The sequence below is a fragment of the Paenalcaligenes sp. Me131 genome, assembly GCF_050487225.1.
GTDB lineage: Bacteria > Pseudomonadota > Gammaproteobacteria > Burkholderiales > Burkholderiaceae_B > Paenalcaligenes.
This window is the reverse complement of record NZ_JBKQGY010000004.1, coordinates 233,866-259,929: the sequence shown is the minus strand read 5'-3', so window position 1 is coordinate 259,929 and position 26,064 is coordinate 233,866. Positions and strand designations below refer to the sequence as shown.

The window sequence follows — 26,064 nt, the reverse complement described above, 5'->3', positions numbered from 1 at the left end:
GGAACGACATGTCTGATCGTATTATTCAAGCAGCAGACCTTAGCAATATTTTTAATACACTACGAAGTCTAAGTAGTGATATTGGTGTGGTATCAGGGCAAGTACATACCGTAGGTCAGGAGTTGAGCGATACCCGTTCCGAGTTGGCGAGATTAGAGCAACTGATTCAGGATTTTATTGAAAAAGACGGGCGTGCTAAAGAAGTTGCTTTAGCAGAAACTCGCCTGGTTAAAATCCGCCAAGAGTTGGATAACAAGTTTACGCATTATGGGGTAGTTCGACGTCAAGCTACAGGTATTCTGCAAGCCTCTGATATTCAACTTGTACGCCAAGAAACCTTACGCGGTGCGACAGAAGAACACATCATCTCAGCACCGCGCTACTGGTTAGCTCCAGCACTGGTGGCTTTGTCAGCATGGTTAAGTGATAACCGCCCATTGGCAGAGCGAGCTTTAGCAGAAGCCATACGCCGAGACGATGAAAAAACTTCTCTATTCTTTGGACTTATTGCTCGTAGAGCAGACCGTAATGATTTAAACCTAACGTGGTTAGATCGTTATTTCGGTTTACAAAATCCTTACGAACTAAATAGACAAACAGTGATCATGATTGATGCACTGGCGAATGGGATTTTCGGCACCAATGTAACAATGCAGTGCGATAAGCGCATTGAGGCATGGATTGCAGAGTTATCAGAGCAAGTAGGGTTTGCCGAGGGCCAGCGCAAGCAATGGAGCTTAGCCTTAAGCTCTAAGACACCTAACAATGATTACGCAGGTAGCTATCCACATCTGCAACGTTACAGCAGTACATGGCCAACGTTGAATCAAACAATAAATAACATGGCCATGCAGGAATGCGTATTAAAACACTTTGAAACCATCTTTGACGGCGAAATTCGTCCTGCGAACAGTGTGTTGATTGCCGTCGACGACTTACTCACAAAACTCGTGAGCAGTTTCGACGAAGAAGAACTGCCATTGCGCCGTGAGGAACGAAGAGTAAATCTGATTATTGAAGAAGGCGGTGATCGCCGTGTAGCCGAGCAACGCTTCGATCAACAAAGTGTGGCATTAGAGTCTGAGGTTGACTTCACACAATTGCTCACTAACGCCGCCATGTATCCTGAGATGTCGCATGTCACACGCGCCACCCAACGATTTGCAGTTGCTCACTCACGTGATTGGATTTTAGATGGCCATGCTGACATTACTGCCACAGTGCGCCAAGCGGTACCAGTGGATGTCGAAGTTAGCATGGATATTGGTGTAAACGACACCTGGAGCGGTATCACCCAAAATGGTGAAAACGAGGCGGAGTTACTGCGCAGTTTGGATAACACCATTGAACAACGAGAGGCAGCAGCGCTTAAAGAGGTGAAATTCCGCCCCACACACTGGATTGCAGGTGCTGTTGGTGCATTGCTAGTGGTGGGTGCATTGTCCTATGGTGGAATAGCCTTGTTAATAGGAGTTGCTTGCTTATTATGGGTGTTTTTCGCTTACCGCGGACTGGAATCTCAACGCGTAAAAATTCGCGCTAATTACGCAAAACTCCGTCAGGAAGCAAGCGGTGTTTTACGAGCTTGCATAGCAGAGGTTGTGGAGTTCCGGCGTGATATAGAGGCCCGAGACGCCTATGCAGAGAAAGTGCAAACTTTTGTTGAAAGCATCAGCCCAGAACAACACGTTTTATCTTCCTATGATGCGGTTCGTCGTGTCATGAATCCAGCGTAAAGAGTCATTATCATGGTTCGTCAAATTCATACCGATACAGAAACCAATACAGATCAGCAAGATCCTATCAAACACACCTCTCAGGAAAGCGTGCAGAGTACAGCCGCACCGCAACCAGCCATGCTACCCGCAAACCAAGACGCCTTAGCGGGTGCCTTACCTGATTGGGACTTATTACCTGCTACAGCATTCGTACGTCGTCAACGATCATGAGCAATACGGTAACCTTGCAAACCTATGCGCAGTGGAGTGAGTGTCTAGAGCTATTAGCGACAGGCAATCACGATGAGGCATGTTTGATGAGCATGAGTCAAGGTAGTCTGGCCTTGGTGGGTGGGGTAGTGTCGTTATTCTCTAAACGGTTAGCCGAGGAATTTAATACTCGGCTTAGCCGCTGTTCAGACTTACTAACCCGCGATTTACAGCGTAGCTCTGATGAGTCAGGCGTGGTTCGTGCCATTCTCAATGCACGAAAAAGTCTCGCTTTTCTACACCGTTTAGCTCACGTTCAGAGCTTTCCTGAAACCTTGCGAACGCACCTATCAGATGAAGTGCGAAAATTTGCACAACGCGCGCAAACCTCCTTAGAGGACAGCGCAAAAACAGACCGTACTGGCAGGTTGGCTGTGGTCCTTCGTAATAACAATTTAAGTCGTTATGAAAGCTCCGTGATAGAGTCCTCCATTGAGCGTACTACCGTTACGCCTGCGACCCTCTCATCCAACACTACTCCATTGTCTGGCGGCATCCGACGACGAAACATCCTAAGTTGATTCCCAATGAGTGATACCACAGAGTTTAAAGCAACCTTGACGCGTTATTTGAAGGCGCGTATTCCTTTTATATCTATTCGCAGTGCAGAGCGTAGTCGCGTCTTAGAGCTCATTCGTGAGGTGATTAGCCCGCTGAACGCTCCTGCATATATGCATACGCTTTCACAAGGGACACGAGAACTACTGAGTGGCCGAACCTTAAATGAAGATCGCTCAGTGACAGGAGCTGTGGATTTCTTTAGTCAACAATTCGCACAGCGCCAAAACCTCTCCTGCATACTGACTGAAGTGTCGGATATTGAGGACGATACAGCCTCAGCAAGGCATTTGTTAGATGTAGTAATGTTGGCGGCAGAGCATAGCGGCACCATTATTGTCATCACCACTAAACCTGTATGGGGCCAACTACAGCGTGCGGGCATGGCACTCACACTGTCAGCACCCAGTGAAGATGAAATGCACGAAATCATTCGTGAGAACTTGGATGCCTACAGGGGACATTTTCCTATAGAGTGGGATGCCGACGATGTGCGTCAAGCCGCTGCAATTCTTGCTGGTATCACTCGTATAGAAGCAGAAAACATTATTGCCACCTTGTTAGCTAACGGCAGTATTACTAAGGCTGACATGGTAGAGCTCATGCATGCCAAAGACCGTATCTTTGCTGACATTAGTGGTATTGAACGAGTTAACGTACGCGGCAGCTCACTAAGCGTGGGCGGTTTAGGCGGGTTGAAATCATGGTTGGATAAAGAACGTCCACTATTGACGGCAGATTTACGTGAGCGCGGTATCCGCCCTCCTCGTGGCGTATTGCTCGTAGGCGTACCCGGTTGCGGTAAGTCACTATCCGCTAAAGCCATCGCAGCCACATGGAATCTGCCTTTGTATAGGTTGGACTTATCCACTATTCATGGCCAATATTTAGGGCAAAGTGAGTCACGACTCAAAGATGCACTGGCAACCGCTGACCACGTTTCACCATGTATTTTATGGATTGATGAAATAGAGAAAGGGTTAGCAGGAGCAGGACAAGGTGGCGGCGATGGGGGTACCTCCACGCGCTTAGTGGGCCAATTCCTGTACTGGTTACAAGAAGCCAGTGCTAGGGTGTTTGTCGTGGCTACAGCAAATGATGTTTCAATGCTCCCACCTGAACTACTACGTCGTGGTCGTTTTGATGAGCTTTTCTTTGTGGATCTGCCCACTCCAACCGAGCGTCGCGACATTATCGACATATATATTCAACGCGGCTTAAAAACCTCTCAGTCACCAGAACTGATGGAAGAATTGGTTGAGTTATCTGAGGGTTTTGCTGGTTCAGACTTAGAGGCAGCGGTTAGAGAGGTAGTGAAAGAAGCCTATCTCAATGGCGATAACAGTGTCACACCAGAACTATTCCGTAAAAGCTTTTTAAATGTGGTGCCTCTCTCTAAAACAGCACCAGAACAGATAGAAAGCATTCGAACATGGGGACGAGAAAGAGCTGTACCAGCCTCTGGATTACCTATAGGCGGTATGTCAGCCGTACAAGGCCGCCCACGACGTCAGGTACTAGGCTAAGACTTAAAAAGGCATTGCCACGCTTCCTCTGCGTCGCAATGCCTTCTGTATCGCTAGCAAACCCACAATTATCAGCAATCTTTCTGCAGGCAAGAACCATAGCGCCATGTTATGAATCAAACATTAGCCCTATGTAGAATGGAAAAAGCCCGTAGAACTTGCGTTCTACGGGCTTTTTGAATCTTGCTGGACATTTGCTTTAAAAGCAATGGCGAATGGAGTCATCCATATTAGATCCGTAAGCCATTATAAAACAAAGGTATATTATTTTTCCAGAATCAAGGATACCAACAAAAATACCAGCAACGATATCGGCTTCACTCACACCACTTCGAACCTTCCCGGACATAAGCATGCTCCATTCTAGTCACATGCCACTATTTCTCTCCAGTATGAACAACATCGATGGGGCACAAGGCTAGGATCCTGATACTCTTGCCTCACACTAGAGATTAGCTGGAAAACACATTCTCACACTCTTCAAAAATAAACTCTCTCCTAGACATAGGCAGCTGGATAAACCGTCCAATCGCTTGGCAGCCTGAATATGTATCCACCACCTCCAATAAGCCTAGCCTATGAATGAGAGAGTCACTTCGTAAATCCTTAAAACCAAAGTCAATGAACGAGGCTTTTGCACGTTTAAATTTAGACTGAAGCCCAGTCAAGGCTAGCCTGACGCACTCCTCGTCTGTATGCTGGCTCTTATACTTTTCATAGCGATCATAAAAAGCAATCAAAAATTCGTTGATTTTCAAAAATGGATTAACTAGAAAGAGGTCAAAATCGAAATTATTGTTAATTATAAATCGATTGTACTTACCAATCATATCCACTAGACCAGCATTAAAAACATACCCCTTTTCTGCCCCTAGGCTCTCCAAATCACCGCCAACTAACTCTCCACCATCACCCCACATCGCAGCATAATATACCATCCTCGTCAATGAAGTCTCAAGAAACATGCTCACGTATCGATCTAGATTTCTTGGCGAAACCCTGAAGCTGGCTGACAAAGACAAAGCAACATATAGAAGACAAACAAAATTTCTTAAAGAATAAGGCAAAACACTCAGTTTATCTGTCAAACCACACACAATCTCGAAAGCCTGTTTTCTATCGTTATGCTGCATGCAAATCAAACAACTGATGATCCTATCAATCTCCGGCGTCGCTGGAGAGTAAGATCGCAACTGATCCATTAAACCTTCAACCTCTACAAAACTAACGTTTTCCAAACTAAGAAATAAACCATTATAGAGATCACTATACCCCTCCAAACAACGTGAGGCCCTATCCAAAGGACTAGCAGTCCAAATGTAATTATGAAACCCGTCATAAAACGGGATAATAATCTCTCTCAGATTTACAACACTCCTAGCATCACCCTTATAAGCCTTTATTTCATCTTTAGGGAACTTCTTGGCGGCATAAACCTCTTCTGAGACTTCCAAATAATGCCCTAAAAGCGTGAAGAATTGATTTTCTCCCCTTTGAGAACTCTGCTCATACACTCGCTGAAGACGTGCCAAAACAAGGAAACAGCTATAGACTCCTTGCAACTCGTCTATCAAACTGACCTGATAAGAATCTAGCTCTTTCTTCCAATAGAGATCTTTGAGCTCAGTACGCAAATCATCCACTTGTTCACATACGGAGGAAAACGACGCTGAAATATTTTTTTTGTCGTCAATTTTATTTAGGTACGTATACATACCAATTACACTCTTTTGATGCTCTCCCTTGAGTTCATCGAGAAGCTGGCCCACACTTGATCTTATCGCTTTAGATACTCTTCCACCATTTTCAAACACATCGGTGACACACCTATTTAAATAGATAATCGGACACGTTTTTAAATATGAATCAGCTCTTTTAGACATTTCCTGAGCGGTGATTACCATAAACAAAAAAACGAAATGCCATCCAAGGAATTCTATTTCTTCATACAGCGAGGAGTCATACTCACGTTGAATAAAAAAAATCAGCTCTTCAAAAACCTCGAACAAGTGAGTGAAAATTTTTTCTGTGTTCTCAAGTTCATCTGGATAGTGAATTTGCAACCTTTCGAGACTGCTCTCCCCCAGGAAAGCCAATAGCAACTGCTGCTTCATGCTGTCGCTATAGAAATCTCTCTTGGTACCGTAAGAAGACAAACGCTTCCCTCTAACACCAAGGGTAGAGTCAAAGCACCCGAGTACGTCATCAAGGATATGCAAAAAATTCAGCATTGACAGATTGGAATTGGGACTGAAAGAAAGTGCTTCCATAGCTTCTCATTAGAACCGTAGTAAACCATCAAAATAAGAATCGTTGGCCCACTCCCCGGAGCCCAACAGATACACGCAACACCAGTGTACTGACATTCATCCGCGTTTACCTCTTTCACCCTTAATTTCACTTTGAAATCAACGCGAAACCAGCGTCCTACCTAGCGATGTGTAGCACTTACCCTCCTTACTTACGTTCAATCTAGAGGGCTTGCAGCATAGCGCCAACTTTCCGGTTGGGAAGGATTCCTCACTCCAATACAGTATGAACCTAGCCTCGGGAACCTCCTCGGAACCGAGTCCTTGTAATCCATACAGGATCTATCAATGCTCCATTTACACAAACAGCTTGCTTCAGCAAGTAACCTACCCCTCAACGAAGGCTATCGCATACTGTGCATCAAAGAAGTCTGCATGCTGCTGCAACGTTCAAAATCCATGCTGTATGAAGACATGAATCCCAATTCCAAATACTACAAACCCAACTTCCCTAAACCCATCAAAAAATCAGCCCGATCTATCGGCTGGAAAGCAGCAGATGTATACGCCTATATAGACTCTCTTGTTCTGCAGGAGAAAGAAGCATGATGAGTAACAGCATCCATCAAGTATTCATAGATGCCTTGCAAGCTCTCCCGTCTGATTTAAATCAGACAATTTATGCCGTGTACAACAACGTACAGTCTCCTTTGCCTCTTATCACTACATCGGTTCTGTCTACGCTTTCATCAACAGCACAAGGCTATTTTGGCGTAGAGACAATGTATGGAACCACACAGCCCGTTAGTTTGTTCACTCTAGTTGTCGCAGAGTCTGGAGAACGAAAAACAAGCACAGATAAGCTGATAGCCTCCTCCCTGCTTGAGCATGAAAAAAACATGCTGAGCTTCGGTATTGAGAAAGCCTCTGACCAGGAAGTTGAAAGTCTGGTTTGGGAGAAACTACGTAAGCATCTGATCCAGCAGCTGGAAAAAAGCATCATTCAGGATGATCAAGACCAGATCGATAAATTGAGAGGTGCGTTGAGCACCCACCAGAAACAAAAGCCAGGAGCCATCAAGTCCACTCGCTCAATCTTATCCGACGTCACCCCAGCCGCTCTCTTCCAGTCTCTTGCTGGAGACGGCCGAGCAATTACGCTGCACTCAAGCGATGCTGGGAACTTATTGACCAGAACAAACATGGACTTTATAAGTAACAGCAACCAACTGTGGGATGGTGATAATGTCACCATTCTGAGAAAAACAGGGGATACGTTCATCACGAATGGCCGACTCACTCTATCTCTGATGATACAGCCAGCCGTATTAAAGCGCATTTCCGATAAGAAAGGAGACCTACTACGCTTATCGGGATACTTATCTCGGATGTTGGTTACAGCGCCTGAGTCAACTCAGGGGCAACGGTTCAGTCACGCTCTTTCCGATCTAGACGAGATACATCTCAAGCAATTTCAGAAGCGAATCAAACAACTGTCAATGGAATCCATGCACTATCAAGCCAATCAATCCAAAGTGATTCTCAACTTCAATCCGGAGGCTCGTCATCATCTCACTACTCTATACAATGAAGTAGAGCCGCAGCTTAATAAGTTTGGATGGCTCAGTGATATCCGAGATGCCGGATCAAAGATTCTCAATAATGCCACTCGCATCGCCGCATTGCTACATGCATATCAGCATGGTGCTGCCAACACCGAGATTGACGCAAAAACAGCTATGGCAGCATGCAAACTAGCTCGCTATTACTTGTTAGAATTTGCTGCTATTTTTGGTGAAAAAACAGTCTATCAACTCGGGCAAGAATATGGAGAGCTATTGTTAAACTGGATTTATAGGAACCCATACTACTGTTTTCCACAAACAGTAACCAGAGCCCATATTTTGCAGTACGGCCCTAATCGCTTAAGAAAGAAAGAGAAGCTTGAGCTGGCACTCCACTACCTAGCGGCACAAGGGACTATTGCGTACTTCCCTTACCATAAGCCCCCACTTATACAGTTCTTAAGGAATACGGGGACTTCACCAGCTATCCCGTCATTGTACAGATAAATAGAACGTATTCTCGATCGCCCGAAAACTAGGTGGTTACAGAAGGGGCGTCAAACCCACGCCCCCAATAATCACACGACAGCCCACAGGTAGTTGCAGCTGTCTTCCAAGGCTACTCTACCTGCTATTTCTGCTATATAGCGAAAATAGCCAGAAAATTGCTTTCCAAATTGAGTTTTTATCACCAAAAACCGAAACGAAACCCTAAAGCAAGCGATCAATCTTTATACGCTGGAGTTGGGTATTTCTTATACATATCCCCCTATACTTATAGACCTAAGTGTGTAGAAATTATTTTTATTACTGGCTTGTTATATCTCGATAGTTATGTACTTTTTGTACTTTAAACCCCTACATAACTTGGGTTCATGATTTTAGGTTTTAGATGTTATTTAATTGAAATTAAACAATGGAAAAGCGCAGCCATTTTCAAGAGGGTTTTATACATATCCATTTAAATCATTTCATTCAATAGCTATTCCTCACTGATTCAATAGGAGCATAGACATGCATACACCTACCATCAATCTTCAAGTACCAGTTAACTCTTCTAATCAAAGCAGACTGCATAACCTCATCGATAAATTGTTTACTGACTATTCAAAACTACTAGTGGTCCGTATGGATTTCTATTTACAAAGTAACTACGAAGATATCAACACCTATGAATACATGAATCACGCATTTACGCACTTGAGAAATAACTTGCGATTCAATAGTCTATTCGAACACCACATCACCTACGCGGCAAAGCTTGAGTACGGAGAAGACAGAAAATGGCACTACCATGTGCTATTTTTCTTTGATGGGCAACACGTAAGAAATGATTACTTACTTGCCAAAGGCATAGGCGAATACTGGACTCACACTATCACCCGTAACATCGGTGACTACTACAGTGCCAACATGAACACCAGTAAATACCAAACAGTAGCGGTAGGTATGCTTCACTACCAAGACAGCTTAAAGATACAGAACCTAAAAGCTATTGCAAACTACTTGGTCAAAGAAGACAAGGGCAGGCTTAGGATGCGTGATGCAGCAAACAAAGCCTACCGCTCTTATAGACAAGGGCACTATAAGCCTAGAGCTACTAACTTAGGTAGACCAAGGGGATATAACCTCCACAGATAAAGGGGTTCTATCCTCGGTTAAGTTTGGGCGTAGTTCATGCTCGCTGAAAGGTGGAGTGGAAGTGTTAATGTAAGCACACATAAGAGGCCACTCCAGATGCGATAGTAGTTAGCCCTGCTTAGAAAAAATTCTAGGAAGGCTAATAGCCCCATTTTTAGCAGTAAGCAACAGTAGCATCAGCAAAGTGTGACGGATAAACTTCTGTCTCTGGGTGATGCCATCCAACGTCATATTGAGTCGCTCTAGGAGGTGGGGATACGCTCTATATAAGAACCAAAAGATTTTAGACGAATATATCCGAAGAGCGTTCTTAACACGAATTCGAAATGAACCACAGCCAAGTTCTATTCGACTAAGACGCCGCCTGCGGGTAAGCAGACCAGCTCAATAATCGTGTGCTACTCTTCTTCGCAGAACAAAATATCTGAGCTACCATGCATACTGACTGACCGTCGCTCCGAGTATTACAGTAAGCCAGAGAACTACGCTTACCTGTTTGTATCCGATATTCGACAAGATTAAACACAGCAAGACGCAGGCCAATCGTAAACATCTACGTGGCCCAGTTCCAGCAGTGAAATTTGCCGCGTGTTAACAAACAGCAGTTCGTTGACACTACTATCCGACAAGCCAAGCTTGCTGTAGCATTCGTACCCATTACCCAACTGTGCAAAACATTGAGACTCACTCAGTGAACCACCTCAAACGACAGCAGAAACTCGTATTTAACCTGCCTGATTCAACGTGTGTTCACCAGAACATTACACTGTATCAGACCATTTGATTACGAAACCAAGTAAAAGATCACTACCTAGTAAAATTAAAATTTTTCCAAATAGTGACCGACTTAATTACTTATTAAGAAAAACATTATATTCTAGATAGCTTCCATCGACGGAAAATAGGAATAATTAGAGCAAAAACAACAATAATATTTAGAGTTAACGCAATTGGATAATCGAATAATAGTTTATAAACATTACCGTTTGTTATAATTAGCCCTTGCCGTAAAGACATTTCAATATTTGGCCCAAGAACCATACCAATTACTATGGGTGCCATAGGAATATCTTGCTTTCTAAGAACATATCCTAACCCACCTGCAATAGTCATTACCATCAGATCAAATACGTTGCCACGAACCAAGTATGTGCCAAGCATACATAAAATAATAACACCTGACATGATATAAGCTTTATTTAGCCTAAATAGAGGTGCAGAAAAACGAGCAACCAGCATACCTAAAGGTAGTAATAATAGATTGATTAGTAAAAAGCCGATAAAGATAGATGTTACTGTGTCACCATGATCTCGCATTAAGTTCATGCCTGGTGTGATACCGTGCAAAATAAAGCTTCCTAACATAACCGCTGTGACAGAGTCACCAGGGATACCAAGAGCCATGGTTGGGATGAGTGCGCCACCCGTGACAGCATTGTTGGCACTTTCTGAAGCAATAATCCCATCAGGCTCACCCTTTCCAAAGTTTTCTTTTCGTGGTGAGCTACGACTTGCTTCTGCGTAAGACACAAAAGCAGCTGTGGCGGCGCCGGTGCCGGGTAATATACCAATTAACAGGCCTATAAAAGTAGATTTTATGAGGCCCAATTTACGACCTGACCAATCGCGTAGCTTAGGTAACACCATGCCTGTGTACTTAAGGGTTTTGCCTTCACTAGAACTACGATCCGTGACCTGTATTAAAACCTCCGATAGAGCAAATAAACCAATAATCATTGCAATGAGGTCAATGCCGCTCATAAGCTGCCAAAAGCCAAAGGTAAGTCTGGCTTCGCCCGTGTAGGGATCACCGCCAACGGTAGCTAAAAACATACCAAGCACACCTGCGAGTAAGCCGCGCCAAATGCTTTTCCCCGATACAGCCACGATGCACACCATACCAAGAAACAATAATGATAATGTTTCTATCGGACCAAAGTACAAGGCAAGCGAAGCCAATTGAGGGGCAATAACAATTAAGGCAGCCGCGGAAACAAAACCACCAATCACACTAGAAACAGTTGCCCAACCTAAGGCTTCTCCTGCTTTACCACGCTTCACCATTGGATAACCATCTAAACAAGTTGCCGCAGATTGTACCGTTCCTGGCGTATTGATTAAGATTGCAGAGATTGAGCCTCCATAAACGGAACCAGCATATACCCCTACCAATAAGATAATAGCTAAATTTGGCCCCATCTCAAATGTAAATGGTAGCACTACCGCTACTGCTACTGTTGAACCAATACCAGGAAGCGCACCTAAAACAATACCGACTAAAGAGCCTGCCACTAGCACTATAATGCTATCAGCAGAGGTTAGTAGCTCGGCGGCAACGGATATAAAATCGAACATATGTAATTCCTAATGTCGACACCTTAACAAAAATATCAGTGTTATGATTTAGTCAGGGTGTTTAATTGCCCCGACGATTTTTATCTAGAAGTAATAGGAAAAAGGAGACATAGGGATAGGTAAACCCAAAAGATTATGGAACAGAATAAGCATGACTAGAGGAACGAGAATAGCGTATAAGACAATCACTAGCCATGATTTTATTTGAAAGCATCTCAGAGTGATCAGAGAGCAAAAAATAGACATAACCATGAAGCCAAAGTCCTCAAAGAAAAGCGCATAGATAGCGGTAGTAACGAAAACAACAGCTGCTGGCCATAGAGACTCATCTTTTACTTCTACATCCTCTTCATCTGGTTTTCTTTGAGGCACTCTCCATTCCTGGAAAGTCAAGATAGCGCTTAATATGACCATAAGTAGAAGCAATACTTTAGGCAGTGACATTCTACTTAGATAGCCTGCCGATTTCACTTCTGTCAATGTATAGGTATAAATAAGCAAAATAACTGACAGTGCCAGTATCACTACAAATGTTATTTTTGATAATTTATCAACTGATGTAGCCATACACATAACTCCTGAACGAGGATACCAAGGAATATATTCTGAGATATATCCCTCGCTCCTTTTATTTACCAAGCATCATTTTCACATCAGCTAGTGTACTTTTTATCTTTAATAAACGTAGGTCCCGATCTTTTGAAAGCACATCAACATCTTCGTTCCCCCAGTCATAAAAACCTTTACCAGACTTAATACCTATATCCCCTTTCTTTAATAGTTCGGTTATTATCTTGCTTTCAATAGGGTTTTTCTTATTTCGTAGACCACTATCCATCAGGTTTAAATCTGTAAAATCTGCTTTGGCCAGCACACCTAGGACAAGCATTCTTAGTGCGAGTCCTTCACGAATAGAGATATCAATATCCTTGGGAGTGACTAGACCTGTATCGAGCAAACCACATACCTCAGCATTAATGGCTGATTGGACTCGATTAGCAATATACCCCTGTAGAAACTCTTTAAAGACCAACGGCTCTTTTTTGAGATTTTCAAGGATTTTCACTATCTTTTTAGTATGACGTTGCTCAGTTTCAGGGCCTGGAACAACATCAACTAAATCAATAATATAGGGGGGAGTATACCAATGCGTAATAATTGACCTAGATTGTAACTCCTTTGGAATCAGCTTGAATATATCTAGATGACTTGAGTTACTAGCTAATATTGCCTCTTTCCTCATAAGAGATATTAACTTTTCATATAACTCTGATTTTACTTTCGGACTTTCAATAATTGCCTCAAGTACGATATCTGCATTTATTACTGCTTCAGGTAGGTTATGGCATAGAGTAATACGATTTATATCTTCATTTTCTAATTTATGCTCATAGCCATTTGATAAATTAATAGTGTCAAATATGTTGAGTATACGATCAGTAGCTGAATTTAAGGTTTTGGCATCAGTGTCATATAGTGAAACAGTATGGCCACCCATTGAAAACACAGCAGCTAATGCATGCCCCATGGTACCTGCACCGATAATAGCTATATGTTCCATTCTTATTTCCTTGAAGGTAACCAAGGTTGCGGCGCACGGGCATTAAAATCCGTAACTATATCCAATAGGAAAAGCTCATCTGAATTCAACGCCTCTTTCAATGCATCTTCTAACTCGCTTGGGTTTTCTACTCTTCGTGATCGAATAGCAAACGATTCGGCAATATTGGCGAAATTGGTTGGGCCAAACTTAGCTAGTTCAGAAGGATCTCCAGGGAATGAGCCCTGTGTACGGCTAATATTTGTCCAACTTTGACCAAAGCCTGAGTTGTTATTTACGACAACCACAAGCGGGACCCCTAGGCGTTTTGCTGTTTCCAGCTCACTCATGTGATAATAAAAACCGCCGTCACCTGTGAAACATATAACAGGGGACTCGGGTAGTGCGCATTTAGCCCCTATCGCTGCTGGAAAAGCCCAACCTAATGAGCCAGCCGCATGAAAAAATTTTTGGTTTACGCCATTTAATTTTAAATGCGTTGCAGTCCATATGGCAGAAAATCCCGTATCGGCAACTACTACAGCATTTTCAGGAAGAGTTTCATTAATAGCATCTAATAGGCGTGAAACGTGGATGGGATTCGCTTGACTCTTTTCATCGAGACTAAGCTTCTCATGCCATTTTCGAGTAATCTCTCTTGCCCAATTTAGGTAGGTTGAATCCGATACACTTTCATCTACAAGTTTGAGCAACTCAGATACAGTTAGCTTCGGATCACCTGCTAAACCATAGGTTTCACTATAGGATCTGCCAAATTCAATAGGGTTAATATCGATTTGTAGAACTTTTTTCTCCAAGGCAGGTACTTGCCATGAGTCGGTGACCAGTTCACCAGTATCACTGCCAATGAAGAAGACCAAATCAGCACTATAAATGATTTCATTTGTAGGAGGTGCTGCATATCTACCAGCGACACCAATAAAGTTTGGATGAGCATACGGGATTATATCTAGCGCCCCCAACTCCGTTGCGATTGGAGCATGGAGTCTTTCTGCTAGAGCTATTATCTCGGCACCAGCTTGTGAAATAGCTGCACCACGCCCCGCAATTATTACAACTTTTTTATGGGATTTGAGCTGTTGTGCTGCTTCAGTTAATCTGCTTCTTTGAGATATAGTGCGATGGATAGGCTGATTTTCTTTAAGCTCTTCTATGGAGGGTACAGCTTGATTTACCTCTCCCAACTCGACGATATCGCCATAGATACCATTGAGATCCAAATGTACCGGACCGGGACGTCCATTTGTGGCTTTTCGGCAAGCTTGTAAAAATAATCGGGGTAAGTCTTCCGCATGCTCAACGGCAGCAGTTAACTTAGTTACTGCTGAAAAGAGGGGTTTATGCATGACCTCTTGGTACGCATTTCTGTGCTGAAAAGTAGATTGTTTTCTACCTGTAAGCGCAATTACTGGGCTTTGGCCAAGCCAAGCATCCTGCAATCCAGCAGCTAGGTTTGCTGCTCCTACTGACTGCGCAAAACAAAAACCGGGGCGACCCGAGGCTCGCGCATATCCATCTGCCATATAAGCAGCAGATTTTTCTGAGTGAGCTAATACTCTTTTTACTTTTTTATGGTCCGGTAGATCTAATTGCACTAATGTGTTCCTGAGTACCGCATCAATAAAAAACACATGGGTAATGTTGTTATCAGAAAGTGCGCGAGCTAGCCACTGCGCTCCATTCAAAGATTTGCTGTTCATATGTTCCTCTGCCTATACCTTAATGGGAGTTATATAGTTAAATTGAGAGCAATTTTATAAAATTAGGCCGCCGTCAATGACTAGGGTCTGACCCGTTATCATGGGGGCGGAAAAGCCTAAATACACAATCGACTCTGCAATTTCGTCCGTAGTGCAGCGTCGCTTTAATGGAGTAGCCTCAATTGATGAGAGGCGCTGCTCGTCTGTCCACTCAATACGCCAAGTACTATCCACAGCTCCTGGAGCTACGCCATTTACGCGTACCTCAGGTGCCAATGCAATTGCCATATGCCTAGTTAAACTTATAACACCAGCCTTACTGGCAGCGTAGGCCATGCTTGACCCCCGTGAAGAGAGTGCTGAGACGGAAGCTAAATTAACCACAGCACCTGAGGACTTACGCAAAAAAGAGGCTGCTGCTCTAGTTAATCTAAAAAGCCCAACCAAGTTGACATCAAGCACCTCGCTCCACATTGCATCAGTAATGGCATCAAGGTCTTTTGGATTAAGTGATTCATTAGTAGCCGGTGTACCAGCATTGTTAACTAACAAATCTAACTGACCTAATTTTTCTATCGTTCTTTCTATTAACTCATACTCCTTACCATCACCAATAGCATGTGGAATGCCGGTAACGTCATACCCCTCTTGAGTTAACTGCTGTATTTTCTCAACTGCTTTTTCATCATTAGGTAAGTAATTAATAGCTACACTACAACCAGACTTAGCTAAAAACTCGACTGTGGACAGTCCTATTCCTGAAGCCCCACCAGTGACTAAGGCGCAACGGCCCTTTAAGTGATACTTAATTAATGGTTGTTGCATATATATATCCATTTATATGGTTATGAGCAGATGGGTGATGATTTTCGGAATTATTCTAAACCGGCAGCTTCAATAAGTTTTTTGCTCGCTTCGTACTGTGATTGAAAGTAGCCTTCGAATTCTTCCGCTCCCATGTGAAATGGTGAAACGTCTTGCTCTCTCAAGAGTTTTATATACTCCTGGGAGTTTGCACTATAGTCACACGCCTCATTGAGGGCATTAAGAGTTCGTTCTGGCAAGCCTGCAGGCGCAAATAAGGCATTCCAAACCTTGATTATGTTTAGGGGTGGAGATATACCCAACTCGGTTGCTGTGGGAACATTAGGGTACTCTTCCAAACGTTCTTCGCTAAATACCATTAAAGGCTTAAAGTTCCCACGTTTCACATATTGTGGACTATCAGCTAAAAACTGCACACGACCAGAAATAAGTGCTTGCAACGCGGGCCCACCACCCTCAAAAGGGATATGCCTGACGTTATCGCCTAGGCCTTTGGCTACGAACGCAGCAACGAGAGCAAAGTGCGGCGCCGTTGCCATACCACTAGAGCCGAATATATAGTCAGTTGGGTTCTCTTCTACCGCCTTATAGACGTCGTCCATGCTGTTAAATGGACTATCCTCATTGACAAAAAACACCATTGGGTAAGCGGAGATCCTACATACCGGTGTCCAGCTGTTTGCATTGTATGGCAGGTTTTTTATCTGTGGCTGTACAGTAGTAATGGAGGTGGTAAGCCAACCTAAGGTGTACCCGTCAGGCCTCCCCCCTTGCAACCTAGAGGCTGCGATACTTCCTCCACCTCCACCAAGGTTAGTTATTACGGCAGTGGTACCTAGTTTTTCACCAAACTTTGAGGTAAAACCACGAGCCATGACGTCAGTTACACCGCCTGCGGCGTATGGCACTACGATATTAATGGGTGCATTTGGAAAATCATCATTGGCGACGGCATTAAACGTCATAAATGCGCCAACGAATAAACCACATAGCTTCTTCATTTTCATGTTTGTCTCCATTATTATATTTTTGAATAATCATGTAAAAAACCACCATGCAAAACAACGTGATACATCCCGAAACAAACTGACCACAAACTACTCAGCCTTCTCCTTAAGTTTTATCGTAAAGGTAAAAAGAACTATTAATCATAAGAGTTGCACAGCGGTGCTAACTCATTTTGCTGTCAGCATGAGCAGCAGCTACAGTTGTATCAACGTCTTCAGTTGCTTCTAAGTGATCCCTCCCGATAGCTGGATCGTCTACAGCTTATGTGCCGTTGTCTTTCCCCGTACAGCCATTGATGAGATGTATTACTTCATTGCTTGCTCTTTCATCGGAAGATTTAACTTTCCTAAAGAGCAGTTTAGGAACGCATTCTTTGCTTGTATAGTCACTCTAGCTTAATTCATTGTTCATATTAGTGAACAATGAAATCCATAATCCAAAAAATAAAACCTCTATGGATACACTTACATTGTTTAGTTATCTTTCTGCTGCAGCCAAGTGGTAACATTTCCCAGGGTTCCAAAGGTTCTCGCACTAAGCATTTCCTCGGCTTGAGGAGTAATAACAAATCGGCGATCGTATCATTCTCTTTCGTGTATTTCGCCTGATACATGGTTAGCGCTTTGGCTAAGGCCGAACTCCTCACAGACCAAGTGATATTGATCTTGAAATGCTCCGCTACGCAGCTAGCTGTATGAAAGAGCAGAAAGACGATCTATGACAGCTGACATTTCTGAGTAAAACTCCTCTATCACCTCTGGAGCCTCATCTGCGTTGTCCTCAAAAGCTCCGTTAGCAAAGCCAGTACGTGCAATGGCGTCTAGTGCTTGTTGATCAAATCCCATGGCCTTGCGCTGTGCATGTGTTTGTTGTGCTTGGGTCAACACTTCTTCTAGCGTCATGCCTTCGCGTATGGTGAGGTCCACGTAGTAAATGGGTGTGCCGCGAGATTGGGCGGTACTCTTACCTCGTAGCCGTAAATCTAAGGGCAAGCAAGCGAGTAGATCACCTGATACGGCTTCGGCTTGGAAGTAATGGAGCCTTGCGGCTAGAGTGCGAATGCTGTTGTAGCCTGTCGTTCTAAAGATAAATGACCCTAGCGCATCATCGTCACTGAGTTTGACGTTTAAGCGTCCATAAGGCTTACACGCACCTCCTTTTGCTAACTCACAGCTATCGCTACCAGGGCATGGTAGGTTTTGTATGCCACTAGTGGTAAGCCGTCGGCACGTATCCCCATTACCAACACACACCGGACGTCCTGAGCTGCGATCAAACAGTGAGTACTCTGCGCGTAGGTTCAAATCGGGATCATTAAAAAGTAATGTGATAGGAATAGAGCGCAACTTACCGTTAGGGCTTTGTTTGCGTAGTGTTTCATCTAAGGGGTGAACAAGCCAGCCGTCTTTCGTATGAATCTGGCTGGTGATGGTGAATTGGTCGTCTTTCTCAGGTAGTCGTTTACCGTTACGTTCAACAACACGGCCAATAGAGATACGGCCAAGTACAGGGGGAGTAATCGCTAAACCTTTAATCATGATGAACTCCAAATAAAAAGAGCCCACGGCATACACAGAGGGCTTTAGGAAAGGGTGATAACAACAGTACTAAGTAACTTGCTATATCTGGCCACGTTCTGCTAAAGACGTGCAGCCTTCAGCTCCTACAACGATATGGTCCACCACTTGCACAGCGACTAGATCAAGTGTGTTTTTTAAGGTGCGGGTGAGATCAATATCCTCTTGGCTAGGTTCAGGGTTACCTGAAGGATGGTTGTGTACCAAAATAGCGGCAGCAGCATTGTGTTTGAGGGACAGCTTAATGACTTCACGTGGATGCACTACAGCCGAATTGATCGTGCCACGAAAGAGTTCATGTAGACCAATGACACGGTAGGTATTGTCGAGCAGCAAGATACTAAACACCTCATGCTCATAATGCGCATACAGTGCTTGTAAGTGAGCTTTGACGTCGCTGGGGTTCGCAAGGCTTCGGCCCTTAGCAAAACGCTTACGTGCGAGTTGTCTCGCCATGGTCAGAATATCGTGTTCGGTCACAATAGCGCTTTCCATGACGTAAGTGCCTGGCTCAGGGCCAGCTTTAAGTTTGTGGTAACGCATGATTGGTTTCCTCAAAACATAAAAAACGCCACAATAATTAGTAGCGTGTAAAAGGTGAAAAGGAGAGGTTGGGCGCACACTTCCTGGCTACGCTATAGCCGCCCACTACCTGCTAGTGACACACAGCCAGAAGGTCCTACACTAATGTGGTCGAGCAGGTGTATATCAACCAGTGCGAGAAGCTCTTTAAGAGTCTTAACGAGTTTGATCTCTGCCCGGTTATCGTGTGGCTCTTCAGAAGGAAAGCCACGTGCCAGTACGATGGTGTGAGCTTTGTATCTCAGAGCACGCTGAATGACCTCGCGGGGATAGGCTATGGCCAGAGTAGCGTTGGGTGTTTGATAAAAATGAAGTATTCGATATTTCGTATCGAGTAAGAGGATGGCAAATGTCTCTTCTGTGACGTTCTGTAGCTCTGAACAGAGAAAGGCTTTTACGGCTTCATGTGTAGGCAATTGACGGCCCAGTAGATCACGCCGTTGTTGTGCTGTATTTTTACTTAGTGTGCTCCTACCAGTAGGTTCCAGCAGTACGAACGGTAGAGATAAGTGAACGGATGCTGTGTGATAACGCACAATGACTCCAGGCATAAAAAAGCCGCCCTGTTCAGAGCGGCTAACGTGTGAGATGGTGAGATTAGACTTGCACGACAAAGCGACGGCTCCCTGCTCGGATTCGTGAGTAGCGAGCAAAGAGCTCCGGGTGATCAGCTAATAGGCTTTTAGTGTCTAGAGTCGAGCTGTCTTTACTGCGTTTCCAACTGACAGACCCTGTTTCAAACGCTGCATGACTGGCTTCGCCCATACGTTCTTGGATACGCTGTTTGTGCTGTGCTTCTTGTTGCTCAAACTGTGTAATACGGTGACGTACCTCCACCATATCCGTAAACAATACTGACATCTCCCGATCCTGGGTTAGGTCAAGACGCTCACTGTTATCGTGCGGATAGAGGCACTGCAATGCTGAAGCGGACGAGGATGAGCCATCAGCTGGTGGTGGCGTATCCGTTGTGACGTAGTGCCAAAACCGTGTTTCCAATTCAATGAGGCGTTCAATCAAACGTTCATCGCGGTGAATACGATGCACTTGCAAGGCTTGGCCGCACAGCAAGACGGCGACATCCGCAGCTTGTTTGCCTGTCACAGCGAGTTGGTGTTGTACCTGTAGCTGAACATACTCCGGCACCCCATCTCGCCACAGTCGAGCACCAAACTCACCAGCAGTTTTACATTCTAAGATCTGCACGTCAGGTGCCCCCACTACTTCCCTGTCAATATTAGCTAGCATCCAAGCTTTGTCTGGATCTGGGTGCTGTAGTACGGCATTTACTTTGCGCACTCGACGTCCTGTTTGCTTCGTGTAGGAAGCCGCCACAATGGGTTCCAGCAAGCTCCCCCAGTAAACGGGAGAGGTAGTGTCATCTGGGTTGGGTTTGGTTAAGCCTTGATCCCGTCCTGTTTTAATTAACCAAAGCTCCAACGAAGATTGATAGGGATTGAGTCCAACGGCTGCGGCAGCATCACTGCTCCCGATGCCGTTTTTGCGTACAGATAGCCACTCAGCACGATCTAGGTCTTTAGTGTTGATGAGTCGTAAGGCAGGACGATTAGCGCGTTCGATGACGCGAGCGGTAGCGATATTCATCTGAAGAGCTCCTAAAAAGCATAAAGCCCAGCGCAATGAAGTCGCTGGGCCTTATGCTGTAATAGTAGAAAAGGAAAGGTGGTTTAGGCGAGCATGAGTTGTGTTTGCTCTAAGGCACAGTGTTTAAGTGTTGCCCCTTGTCCGAACCAGGCAGAATCTAAGCGGTAGTCACTGTTACGGGCTCGGCGTTCATGATCCACAAACTCTGTGACCGAGTTAAGCAGCCCCAATGCCGTACCTTTAGCGGATCCTAATTCAGCACCACGACCGTGACCGTTATAGATGCTGAGCATCTTACGCATGGCATGTTCATTCGGTGATTGCGTGACTGCTCGCTTGCCACCCGAGAATAGCTGCCGGAAGAATTGCTCGGCCTCCGAGTGCTTCACTTTACGTTCACTCAATTGCTTCATGCGATACATAAAACCATCCCAGCTAGAGACAGAAATGCCTAAGTGCTGTTTTACCGCTTGAGCATCAAAGGAGGTACTGTGCGGGACTTTAACCGCTCCTTTGTTATCGTCCAGTGCAACTGCTAGCGTGTTATTGCATACCACACGAATAGCTGTAAATTGTGCGGTGGTAGCCAGCGTGCCATCACAAGCTGTGGCTAACAGCACATAGGCGTTGGTGACATCGTTGCCTTGCAAGGTGGCAGAGTGTCCGGTACGCGCTAACGCCCATACTTTTTTACCGCCTTTTAATACACCAGCAGTTTCCAACTGAAAACCAGATACCTCGCTGAGATCTCGGTAGAACTCCAGAATTTCGCGTGGCTGTACGACTTGATAGCGTTGACTGGCTACAGATAGCGGTGCATTCGTATCTGAGCGGTACAAGACCTTATTCTGCGGAAAGGTAATCAAACGGCTTTGGGTATCATCCACGGAATCCATGAACTGTACAGGCGCCTCTTTTATGTCCCAGTCCATGCCTGCTTGCTGTTGCCAGACTTCAATAGGTTGATTAGCAGATAGTTGATTACCCAAGCCATGCCAAGGGGTTTGGCCTACATAGGCCATCTGCTCAACATAATGTGCCATAGTGATGCTCCTGTAAGCGTTAAGTAGCTTGAAATGAGTGATGACAACGTAAACACTGGTAATTACTGAGGATCGTGTCATCAATCACTTGCCCACACGCCGCACCCGTTACGCAACCTAAAGTACCCTCTACAAAGGCACCTAACACCGCTGTCGAAATACGCGTAAGCGCTGAGGTGGACACGGCAAACTGAACACCTCCCGATAACGCACGCAAAACTCCAACACTGGCACCTACAATGCCAGCAAACTTTTGAGCGTAATTTTTAGTTTGAAGATGAGACGAACCACACGCCGGACAACTAACAGGGCCAGCCGACCGACGAGTGCTATGTGCGTCATCTGAGAATGATGGGCATGATGGTTCAGACATGAAAACTCCTTGATGTAAAAACGGCATAAATGAGCAAGCAACCGCTTACTCTCATCAAGGTGATATGGTTCTGAAAAAATCTAGGGTGCTAGTCATAAGGAGTACACCTTATGCAATGAGCAATTAAAACGTCAGATCTACAATCTCCAACATAAACCCTTTGCTGGTTCTACTGTATAAGGCCGGCATATTGCTGTTAACCCTGTTGTAGCGATATACCAATTTTGGTGTAACCCCTAGGAGATTAAATTTGCTGTGCCAGACGCCTAAGCTAAGAGCTAGCTCTCTATCTTTGCGCACCTCGCCAAACAGAAAATGCGGGGCATCAAAATGCCGCTTGCCTACTTGTAGGTTTGCCTGGACATTAAGGCCATTCATCCAACGATAACTACCGCCCAATCTGGTTGAAATAGTCCGTGATGACTCGGCTTTATCGCGTAGGTAATCTTGCTGATAGTACGCACCTGCTGACAATGAAACACCAGCCTTAGGCTGAAAAACCCAACTCAAGCCTGCACTATACACATTACCCTCATAAGGCCGTAATCTGCTGTCATCGTAGTTTTTATAGGCATACTCTAGGGTAGGAATTACATAGTGCTGAGACCTGATCTGCTGACCGTATTCTGCCTGCACGCCGAACCTATCACCATATCGCTGATTACCTAACCAGGTTTTTTCATACACTGGGCCAATGCGTAGCCACTGACGATGGTTCTGATACAGATATGCAGGCGCTAAACGCAAAACACGTTCGTTATAGTCTTTCTGGTCCCAGTAGTACGTGCCCCTATACTGCAACCCCAACCACAAAGAGTGGTTGCCTTGGAGAGCAGTTAGCTTCGTCACATTGACTCCATAGCTCACACCGTGGCCAGATTTGGGGAGACTATCTGGATTCTTTTCAAAAGTGGCTCCCCAGAGCTCTAATGTACGTTCAGCCGAAGCCTGGTTTACGTTATCGTTACGCGTATAACTAAGCGACAACTCAACATTAGGGCTATAGAGTTTTTGCAGGCTATCAATGTAGCGTGAGGCCATTGCTCTGACAGCAGTAGGCGTTTCTGGCCGTTCCAACAAGACCTCTAATGTACTCATAGCCTCTGCATAGCGTTTATCTTCTATCTGCATCACAGCTAGGTCCAGCTGCACATAGCTCAACGCGGGATCGAGATACAACAATGCTTTAAACGCACCTATGGCCATGTAGTAGTTTTGGTTATGCCGATACAGTGCGCCTTTTGCATATAACACCAAGTAAGGATCTGCATCTGCATGCTCCTCATACTCTGGTATAAGCAACTCCACTAACGGCCACTGTTGCTGCTGTATTGCCTGACTAATAAGCTGGGCCATCACAGTAGGATGCTGACTTAACTCACTCCCTGAAATCTGTGCAAGCGCCTCATTCTGAACACTCTGATTTTGCTGCTCAGAGGAAGACTGAATGTCGGATTCATTTTGCAGAACCCGGGGTAACACTGTTGGTACTGCAGCAGGCTCGAAACGGTGTACATCAAGCGCCTGCGCCTGCACCACTGTACACATGCACAGAAAACCAACCATCAAAAAATGGTGGACTAAAGAATATTTAGCTAGAGAAAGCACAAGTAGCAATCAAAAAAATACTGCCTAGCGTGTGATGCTAGGCAGTAACAAGGTCTATGAAATTAGCGTTTACCGCCAAAACCTACTTCACTGATGTTGTGAACGTTATCGCCATCTCGTACATAGTTCACACGCCCTGCTATCTCTTCAGCATTTGGACCAAAAAAACCTAATTCGTAACTAATGTCCGCGGTAGGATCTTTTTCAAACGTCGCTTTACCAACAATCCCCATACCCTGGATCATTTCCTGGTTGAGGCTAGCAATGTTAGCTTTCAAGAGATCAATTTTGCCTGTTTCAGTTAGGCCGCTAATCTGCCCCGAGCCCTCGCGTGAACCGAAATCTACAACATAGCTTAGCTTGCCCTCGTCACTACCATTGAAAGCAACCCCTTGATAGGTAAACTGGCCATCTAGCCCTGCTATAGCGGTACTTGTTGTCTGCAAACCTTTAATACTGTCTACGTAAAACACATTAAGATCAGATGCCTGTGCGCCTTGCATTTTGCTGATCAAACTTCCCATAGCAAGCGAGTACGGCTGCTGATAGAGAAAGGCTTTACCTTCCACTTGGTGCTTCGCCTGCTGGCTGTCTTCCACCTCAAGCGTGAAAGACAGATCTTGCAGCCCGTTCTTGAGCTCTGAAAAGTTGTATTCAGTCCCATTCAATGTTTGCCCGTTCAGAGTAACGCTCTTTACCGTTGCTCCCTCATCAGCCAAATCCTCTCGAACAATCGCCAGCGGATCAAAGGTCTTAGCTTTTTTCACAGCATCACGGTATTCCGCAGGAACACTGCTCAATGAAGAGTCTGTCACAGGAGGTATAGACTCAGAACCCTTACCACCTCCACCGCTGCTGCTACACCCCGCCAGTAGCGCCAGACCTGTATAAATCGCAATCTTATTAATTGAGTAACCCACTTACCACCTCTATAAAGTAGTTTTATCGCTTTTAGAGCAGTGAAGCTCTCTCTTCACTGCCATCGAAAACGTTGGCTTCCCTTTGGTTTAGCTTAGTTATTCGATTCCCAAAAACAATAATAACCTAACTTATAAGTTCTTTACCTATAGATGTGGTTTTGGTGGGATGGGATTTTGCATACAGAAGAAATCATGCGCCCTAAAAACACCGACAGATCACTCGCCTCTTTTGGCCAGGCAGTCAAGCCTATCGCATTGCCGCCGGCATGACGCAAGAGGAGCTTGCCGCTGCAGCAGAGCTGCATCCGGGTTATTTAGGTACAGTTGAAAGAGGCGAGAAGAACATCTCGTTGATGAATATTATCGCTATCAGTAAGGCTTTAGGTGTTTTGCCGTCTGAACTGATGATGGTGCTTGATGTAGTGGTTTCTAAGCCTATCGTTCAAAGAAAACAACAAGACTCGACATCTTAAAAAACCATAACCTACTTTATAAGAAATAAAATCCTTAAGCGCCTACAGTGAGCCAGAAACCTACCCAAGCAGCCTAGCCAGTAGCTTCCCCCTATGAGCATGCCACTATTGAACATATTGCTTGAAGAAGCAAAGAGAGTTTTGATACACATTTCTAAAAGCCAGCGATAACATCAGTACGCACATAGAAGAACAACAGGACTAGAAAGGAGCAACCCCTAACTTCCTAAACTAAGCAACAACTCTTAGCCGCTTAAAGCCAAAAAACTATTAGCTGTAACCAAGAAGTTTACCCAGGCATCATTACTTATATGAAAAACCCACTCAGTAAGAGAGACATGAATAAAACATACGTTATAACCGCTCTATCAATACCCATTGTTTTGTTTTTCACTGGACTCATTCTGGGCAGCTTATCTACCAACCATTTTGCGACTGCCGGTCTTTTACTCTCAATCCTCTCGGCAGTGATTACAATTCTCGTTGCATTCAGGAATGCGCTGAAAGCTCGTAGAGCCGCTATCAATGACATAGAGCCATACGAGCCTATATCAGCAAAACGACTGAAACTCTTCTCTACTACCGTTTTGACATCTGATCCTGTTACGAATCTACAGAAACAACTAGAAGAGCTACGCAGAGACCATGAGACACTGGCTGATCATGTCGATATGCGCATCGAGTCTGTTTTCAATTATGCGCAGATGGCCCATGAAAGGCTGACTCGACACAAAGAGGTGGAGCTTCCTCAGATTCTATCCGCCCAATCAGAAATCATCATTGTGGGTGCTGCCTCATCTCTGATTGGGACTTTTGTAGTATTTTCCCCAGAACACGTCTATAGCGCATTCTCGCAATTAGTCACGATAGGTATTTCACTTGCTACTCAGGCGCTCAATTGACTGCC

The 26,064-nt window shown here is 44.7% G+C and carries 24 protein-coding genes; 9 read left to right on the top strand and 15 right to left on the bottom strand.

The genetic code is table 11. The features are described 5' to 3' along the window. Positions 1 to 8 precede the first annotated feature (8 nt). From ACLPHM_RS16195 to ACLPHM_RS16180, 4 genes are read left to right on the top strand one after another with little or no spacing between them, the layout of a single operon-like run. Positions 9 to 1,736, top strand: a complete 1,728-nt coding sequence (locus tag ACLPHM_RS16195; protein WP_430222238.1) for a hypothetical protein — start codon at positions 9 to 11, stop codon at positions 1,734 to 1,736. Positions 1,737 to 1,748: 12 nt separating this feature from the next. Next, positions 1,749 to 1,949, top strand: coding sequence for a hypothetical protein (locus tag ACLPHM_RS16190; RefSeq protein ID WP_430222237.1), 201 nt, complete (start codon positions 1,749 to 1,751; stop codon positions 1,947 to 1,949). Beyond that, complete coding sequence (locus ACLPHM_RS16185; RefSeq protein WP_430222236.1) at positions 1,946 to 2,509, top strand: hypothetical protein; 564 nt, start codon at positions 1,946 to 1,948, stop codon at positions 2,507 to 2,509. The genes ACLPHM_RS16190 and ACLPHM_RS16185 overlap by 4 nt, the downstream gene beginning before the upstream one ends. Positions 2,510 to 2,515: 6 nt before the next feature. After that, the gene (locus tag ACLPHM_RS16180) at positions 2,516 to 4,072 is read left to right on the top strand and encodes an AAA family ATPase (RefSeq protein WP_430222235.1); all 1,557 of its coding nucleotides are present in this window, start codon (positions 2,516 to 2,518) and stop codon (positions 4,070 to 4,072) included. Positions 4,073 to 4,524: 452 nt separating this feature from the next. On the opposite strand, the gene ACLPHM_RS16175 is transcribed toward ACLPHM_RS16180, so the two are convergent. Continuing rightward, positions 4,525 to 6,342, bottom strand: coding sequence for a hypothetical protein (locus ACLPHM_RS16175; RefSeq protein ID WP_430222233.1), 1,818 nt, complete (start codon positions 6,340 to 6,342; stop codon positions 4,525 to 4,527). Positions 6,343 to 6,669: 327 nt separating this feature from the next. Between ACLPHM_RS16175 and ACLPHM_RS16170 the strand changes: the two genes are divergently transcribed. From ACLPHM_RS16170 to ACLPHM_RS16160, 3 genes are all read left to right on the top strand, one after another. Further along, a complete protein-coding gene (locus ACLPHM_RS16170) occupies positions 6,670 to 6,930 on the top strand; it encodes a helix-turn-helix transcriptional regulator (RefSeq protein ID WP_430222232.1) in 261 nt (86 codons plus the stop codon). Next, complete coding sequence (locus ACLPHM_RS16165) at positions 6,927 to 8,393, top strand: YfjI family protein (protein WP_430222231.1); 1,467 nt, start codon at positions 6,927 to 6,929, stop codon at positions 8,391 to 8,393. The genes ACLPHM_RS16170 and ACLPHM_RS16165 overlap by 4 nt, the downstream gene beginning before the upstream one ends. Before the next feature lie 507 nt (positions 8,394 to 8,900). Beyond that, positions 8,901 to 9,527: a YagK/YfjJ domain-containing protein gene (locus ACLPHM_RS16160; protein WP_430222230.1), complete on the top strand. Its 627-nt coding sequence runs from the start codon at positions 8,901 to 8,903 to the stop codon at positions 9,525 to 9,527. Positions 9,528 to 10,397: 870 nt separating this feature from the next. Here ACLPHM_RS16160 and ACLPHM_RS16155 read toward each other — a convergent pair. The 14 genes from ACLPHM_RS16155 to ACLPHM_RS16090 form a co-directional block, all read right to left on the bottom strand. Next, positions 10,398 to 11,882 carry a tripartite tricarboxylate transporter permease gene (locus ACLPHM_RS16155; RefSeq protein ID WP_430222229.1) on the bottom strand — a complete coding sequence of 495 codons (1,485 nt, stop codon included), beginning with the start codon at positions 11,880 to 11,882 and terminating at the stop codon, positions 10,398 to 10,400. 84 nt (positions 11,883 to 11,966) lie between these two features. Beyond that, the gene (locus tag ACLPHM_RS16150) at positions 11,967 to 12,449 is read right to left on the bottom strand and encodes a tripartite tricarboxylate transporter TctB family protein (RefSeq protein ID WP_430222228.1); all 483 of its coding nucleotides are present in this window, start codon (positions 12,447 to 12,449) and stop codon (positions 11,967 to 11,969) included. 61 nt (positions 12,450 to 12,510) lie between these two features. After that, positions 12,511 to 13,443 (bottom strand): 3-hydroxyacyl-CoA dehydrogenase family protein, encoded by a 933-nt coding sequence (locus ACLPHM_RS16145; protein ID WP_430222227.1) that lies wholly within the window; start codon positions 13,441 to 13,443, stop codon positions 12,511 to 12,513. 2 nt (positions 13,444 to 13,445) lie between these two features. Continuing rightward, positions 13,446 to 15,143, bottom strand: coding sequence for a thiamine pyrophosphate-binding protein (locus ACLPHM_RS16140; protein ID WP_430222226.1), 1,698 nt, complete (start codon positions 15,141 to 15,143; stop codon positions 13,446 to 13,448). 54 nt (positions 15,144 to 15,197) lie between these two features. Continuing rightward, positions 15,198 to 15,968 carry an SDR family NAD(P)-dependent oxidoreductase gene (locus ACLPHM_RS16135; RefSeq protein WP_430222225.1) on the bottom strand — a complete coding sequence of 257 codons (771 nt, stop codon included), beginning with the start codon at positions 15,966 to 15,968 and terminating at the stop codon, positions 15,198 to 15,200. A 50-nt stretch (positions 15,969 to 16,018) separates the two neighbouring features. Further along, on the bottom strand, positions 16,019 to 16,975 hold the full coding sequence (locus ACLPHM_RS16130) for a Bug family tripartite tricarboxylate transporter substrate binding protein (protein WP_430222224.1): 957 nt from the start codon (positions 16,973 to 16,975) through the stop codon (positions 16,019 to 16,021). 687 nt (positions 16,976 to 17,662) lie between these two features. Continuing rightward, positions 17,663 to 18,514 carry a recombination directionality factor gene (locus ACLPHM_RS16125; protein ID WP_430222223.1) on the bottom strand — a complete coding sequence of 284 codons (852 nt, stop codon included), beginning with the start codon at positions 18,512 to 18,514 and terminating at the stop codon, positions 17,663 to 17,665. An 81-nt stretch (positions 18,515 to 18,595) separates the two neighbouring features. Further along, the gene (locus ACLPHM_RS16120) at positions 18,596 to 19,096 is read right to left on the bottom strand and encodes a JAB domain-containing protein (protein WP_430222222.1); all 501 of its coding nucleotides are present in this window, start codon (positions 19,094 to 19,096) and stop codon (positions 18,596 to 18,598) included. Positions 19,097 to 19,188: 92 nt separating this feature from the next. Further along, complete coding sequence (locus tag ACLPHM_RS16115; protein WP_430222221.1) at positions 19,189 to 19,686, bottom strand: JAB domain-containing protein; 498 nt, start codon at positions 19,684 to 19,686, stop codon at positions 19,189 to 19,191. A 46-nt stretch (positions 19,687 to 19,732) separates the two neighbouring features. Continuing rightward, positions 19,733 to 20,740: a YqaJ viral recombinase family nuclease gene (locus ACLPHM_RS16110; RefSeq protein WP_430222220.1), complete on the bottom strand. Its 1,008-nt coding sequence runs from the start codon at positions 20,738 to 20,740 to the stop codon at positions 19,733 to 19,735. 83 nt (positions 20,741 to 20,823) lie between these two features. Next, positions 20,824 to 21,783: a DUF932 domain-containing protein gene (locus ACLPHM_RS16105; protein ID WP_430222219.1), complete on the bottom strand. Its 960-nt coding sequence runs from the start codon at positions 21,781 to 21,783 to the stop codon at positions 20,824 to 20,826. A gap of 19 nt (positions 21,784 to 21,802) precedes the next feature. Further along, complete coding sequence (locus tag ACLPHM_RS16100; RefSeq protein WP_430222218.1) at positions 21,803 to 22,156, bottom strand: hypothetical protein; 354 nt, start codon at positions 22,154 to 22,156, stop codon at positions 21,803 to 21,805. Between the two features lie 123 nt (positions 22,157 to 22,279). After that, positions 22,280 to 23,704: a surface lipoprotein assembly modifier gene (locus ACLPHM_RS16095; protein WP_430222217.1), complete on the bottom strand. Its 1,425-nt coding sequence runs from the start codon at positions 23,702 to 23,704 to the stop codon at positions 22,280 to 22,282. 122 nt (positions 23,705 to 23,826) lie between these two features. Then, on the bottom strand, positions 23,827 to 24,684 hold the full coding sequence (locus ACLPHM_RS16090; protein WP_430222216.1) for a factor H binding protein domain-containing protein: 858 nt from the start codon (positions 24,682 to 24,684) through the stop codon (positions 23,827 to 23,829). Positions 24,685 to 24,899: 215 nt separating this feature from the next. Between ACLPHM_RS16090 and ACLPHM_RS16085 the strand changes: the two genes are divergently transcribed. Together ACLPHM_RS16085 and ACLPHM_RS16080 are read left to right on the top strand one after the other, a co-directional pair. Beyond that, the gene (locus ACLPHM_RS16085; RefSeq protein ID WP_430222280.1) at positions 24,900 to 25,157 is read left to right on the top strand and encodes a helix-turn-helix domain-containing protein; all 258 of its coding nucleotides are present in this window, start codon (positions 24,900 to 24,902) and stop codon (positions 25,155 to 25,157) included. A gap of 338 nt (positions 25,158 to 25,495) precedes the next feature. Further along, entirely contained in the window at positions 25,496 to 26,059 is a 564-nt protein-coding gene (locus ACLPHM_RS16080; protein WP_430222215.1) for a hypothetical protein, read from the top strand. The last annotated feature ends 5 nt before the right edge of the window (positions 26,060 to 26,064 follow it).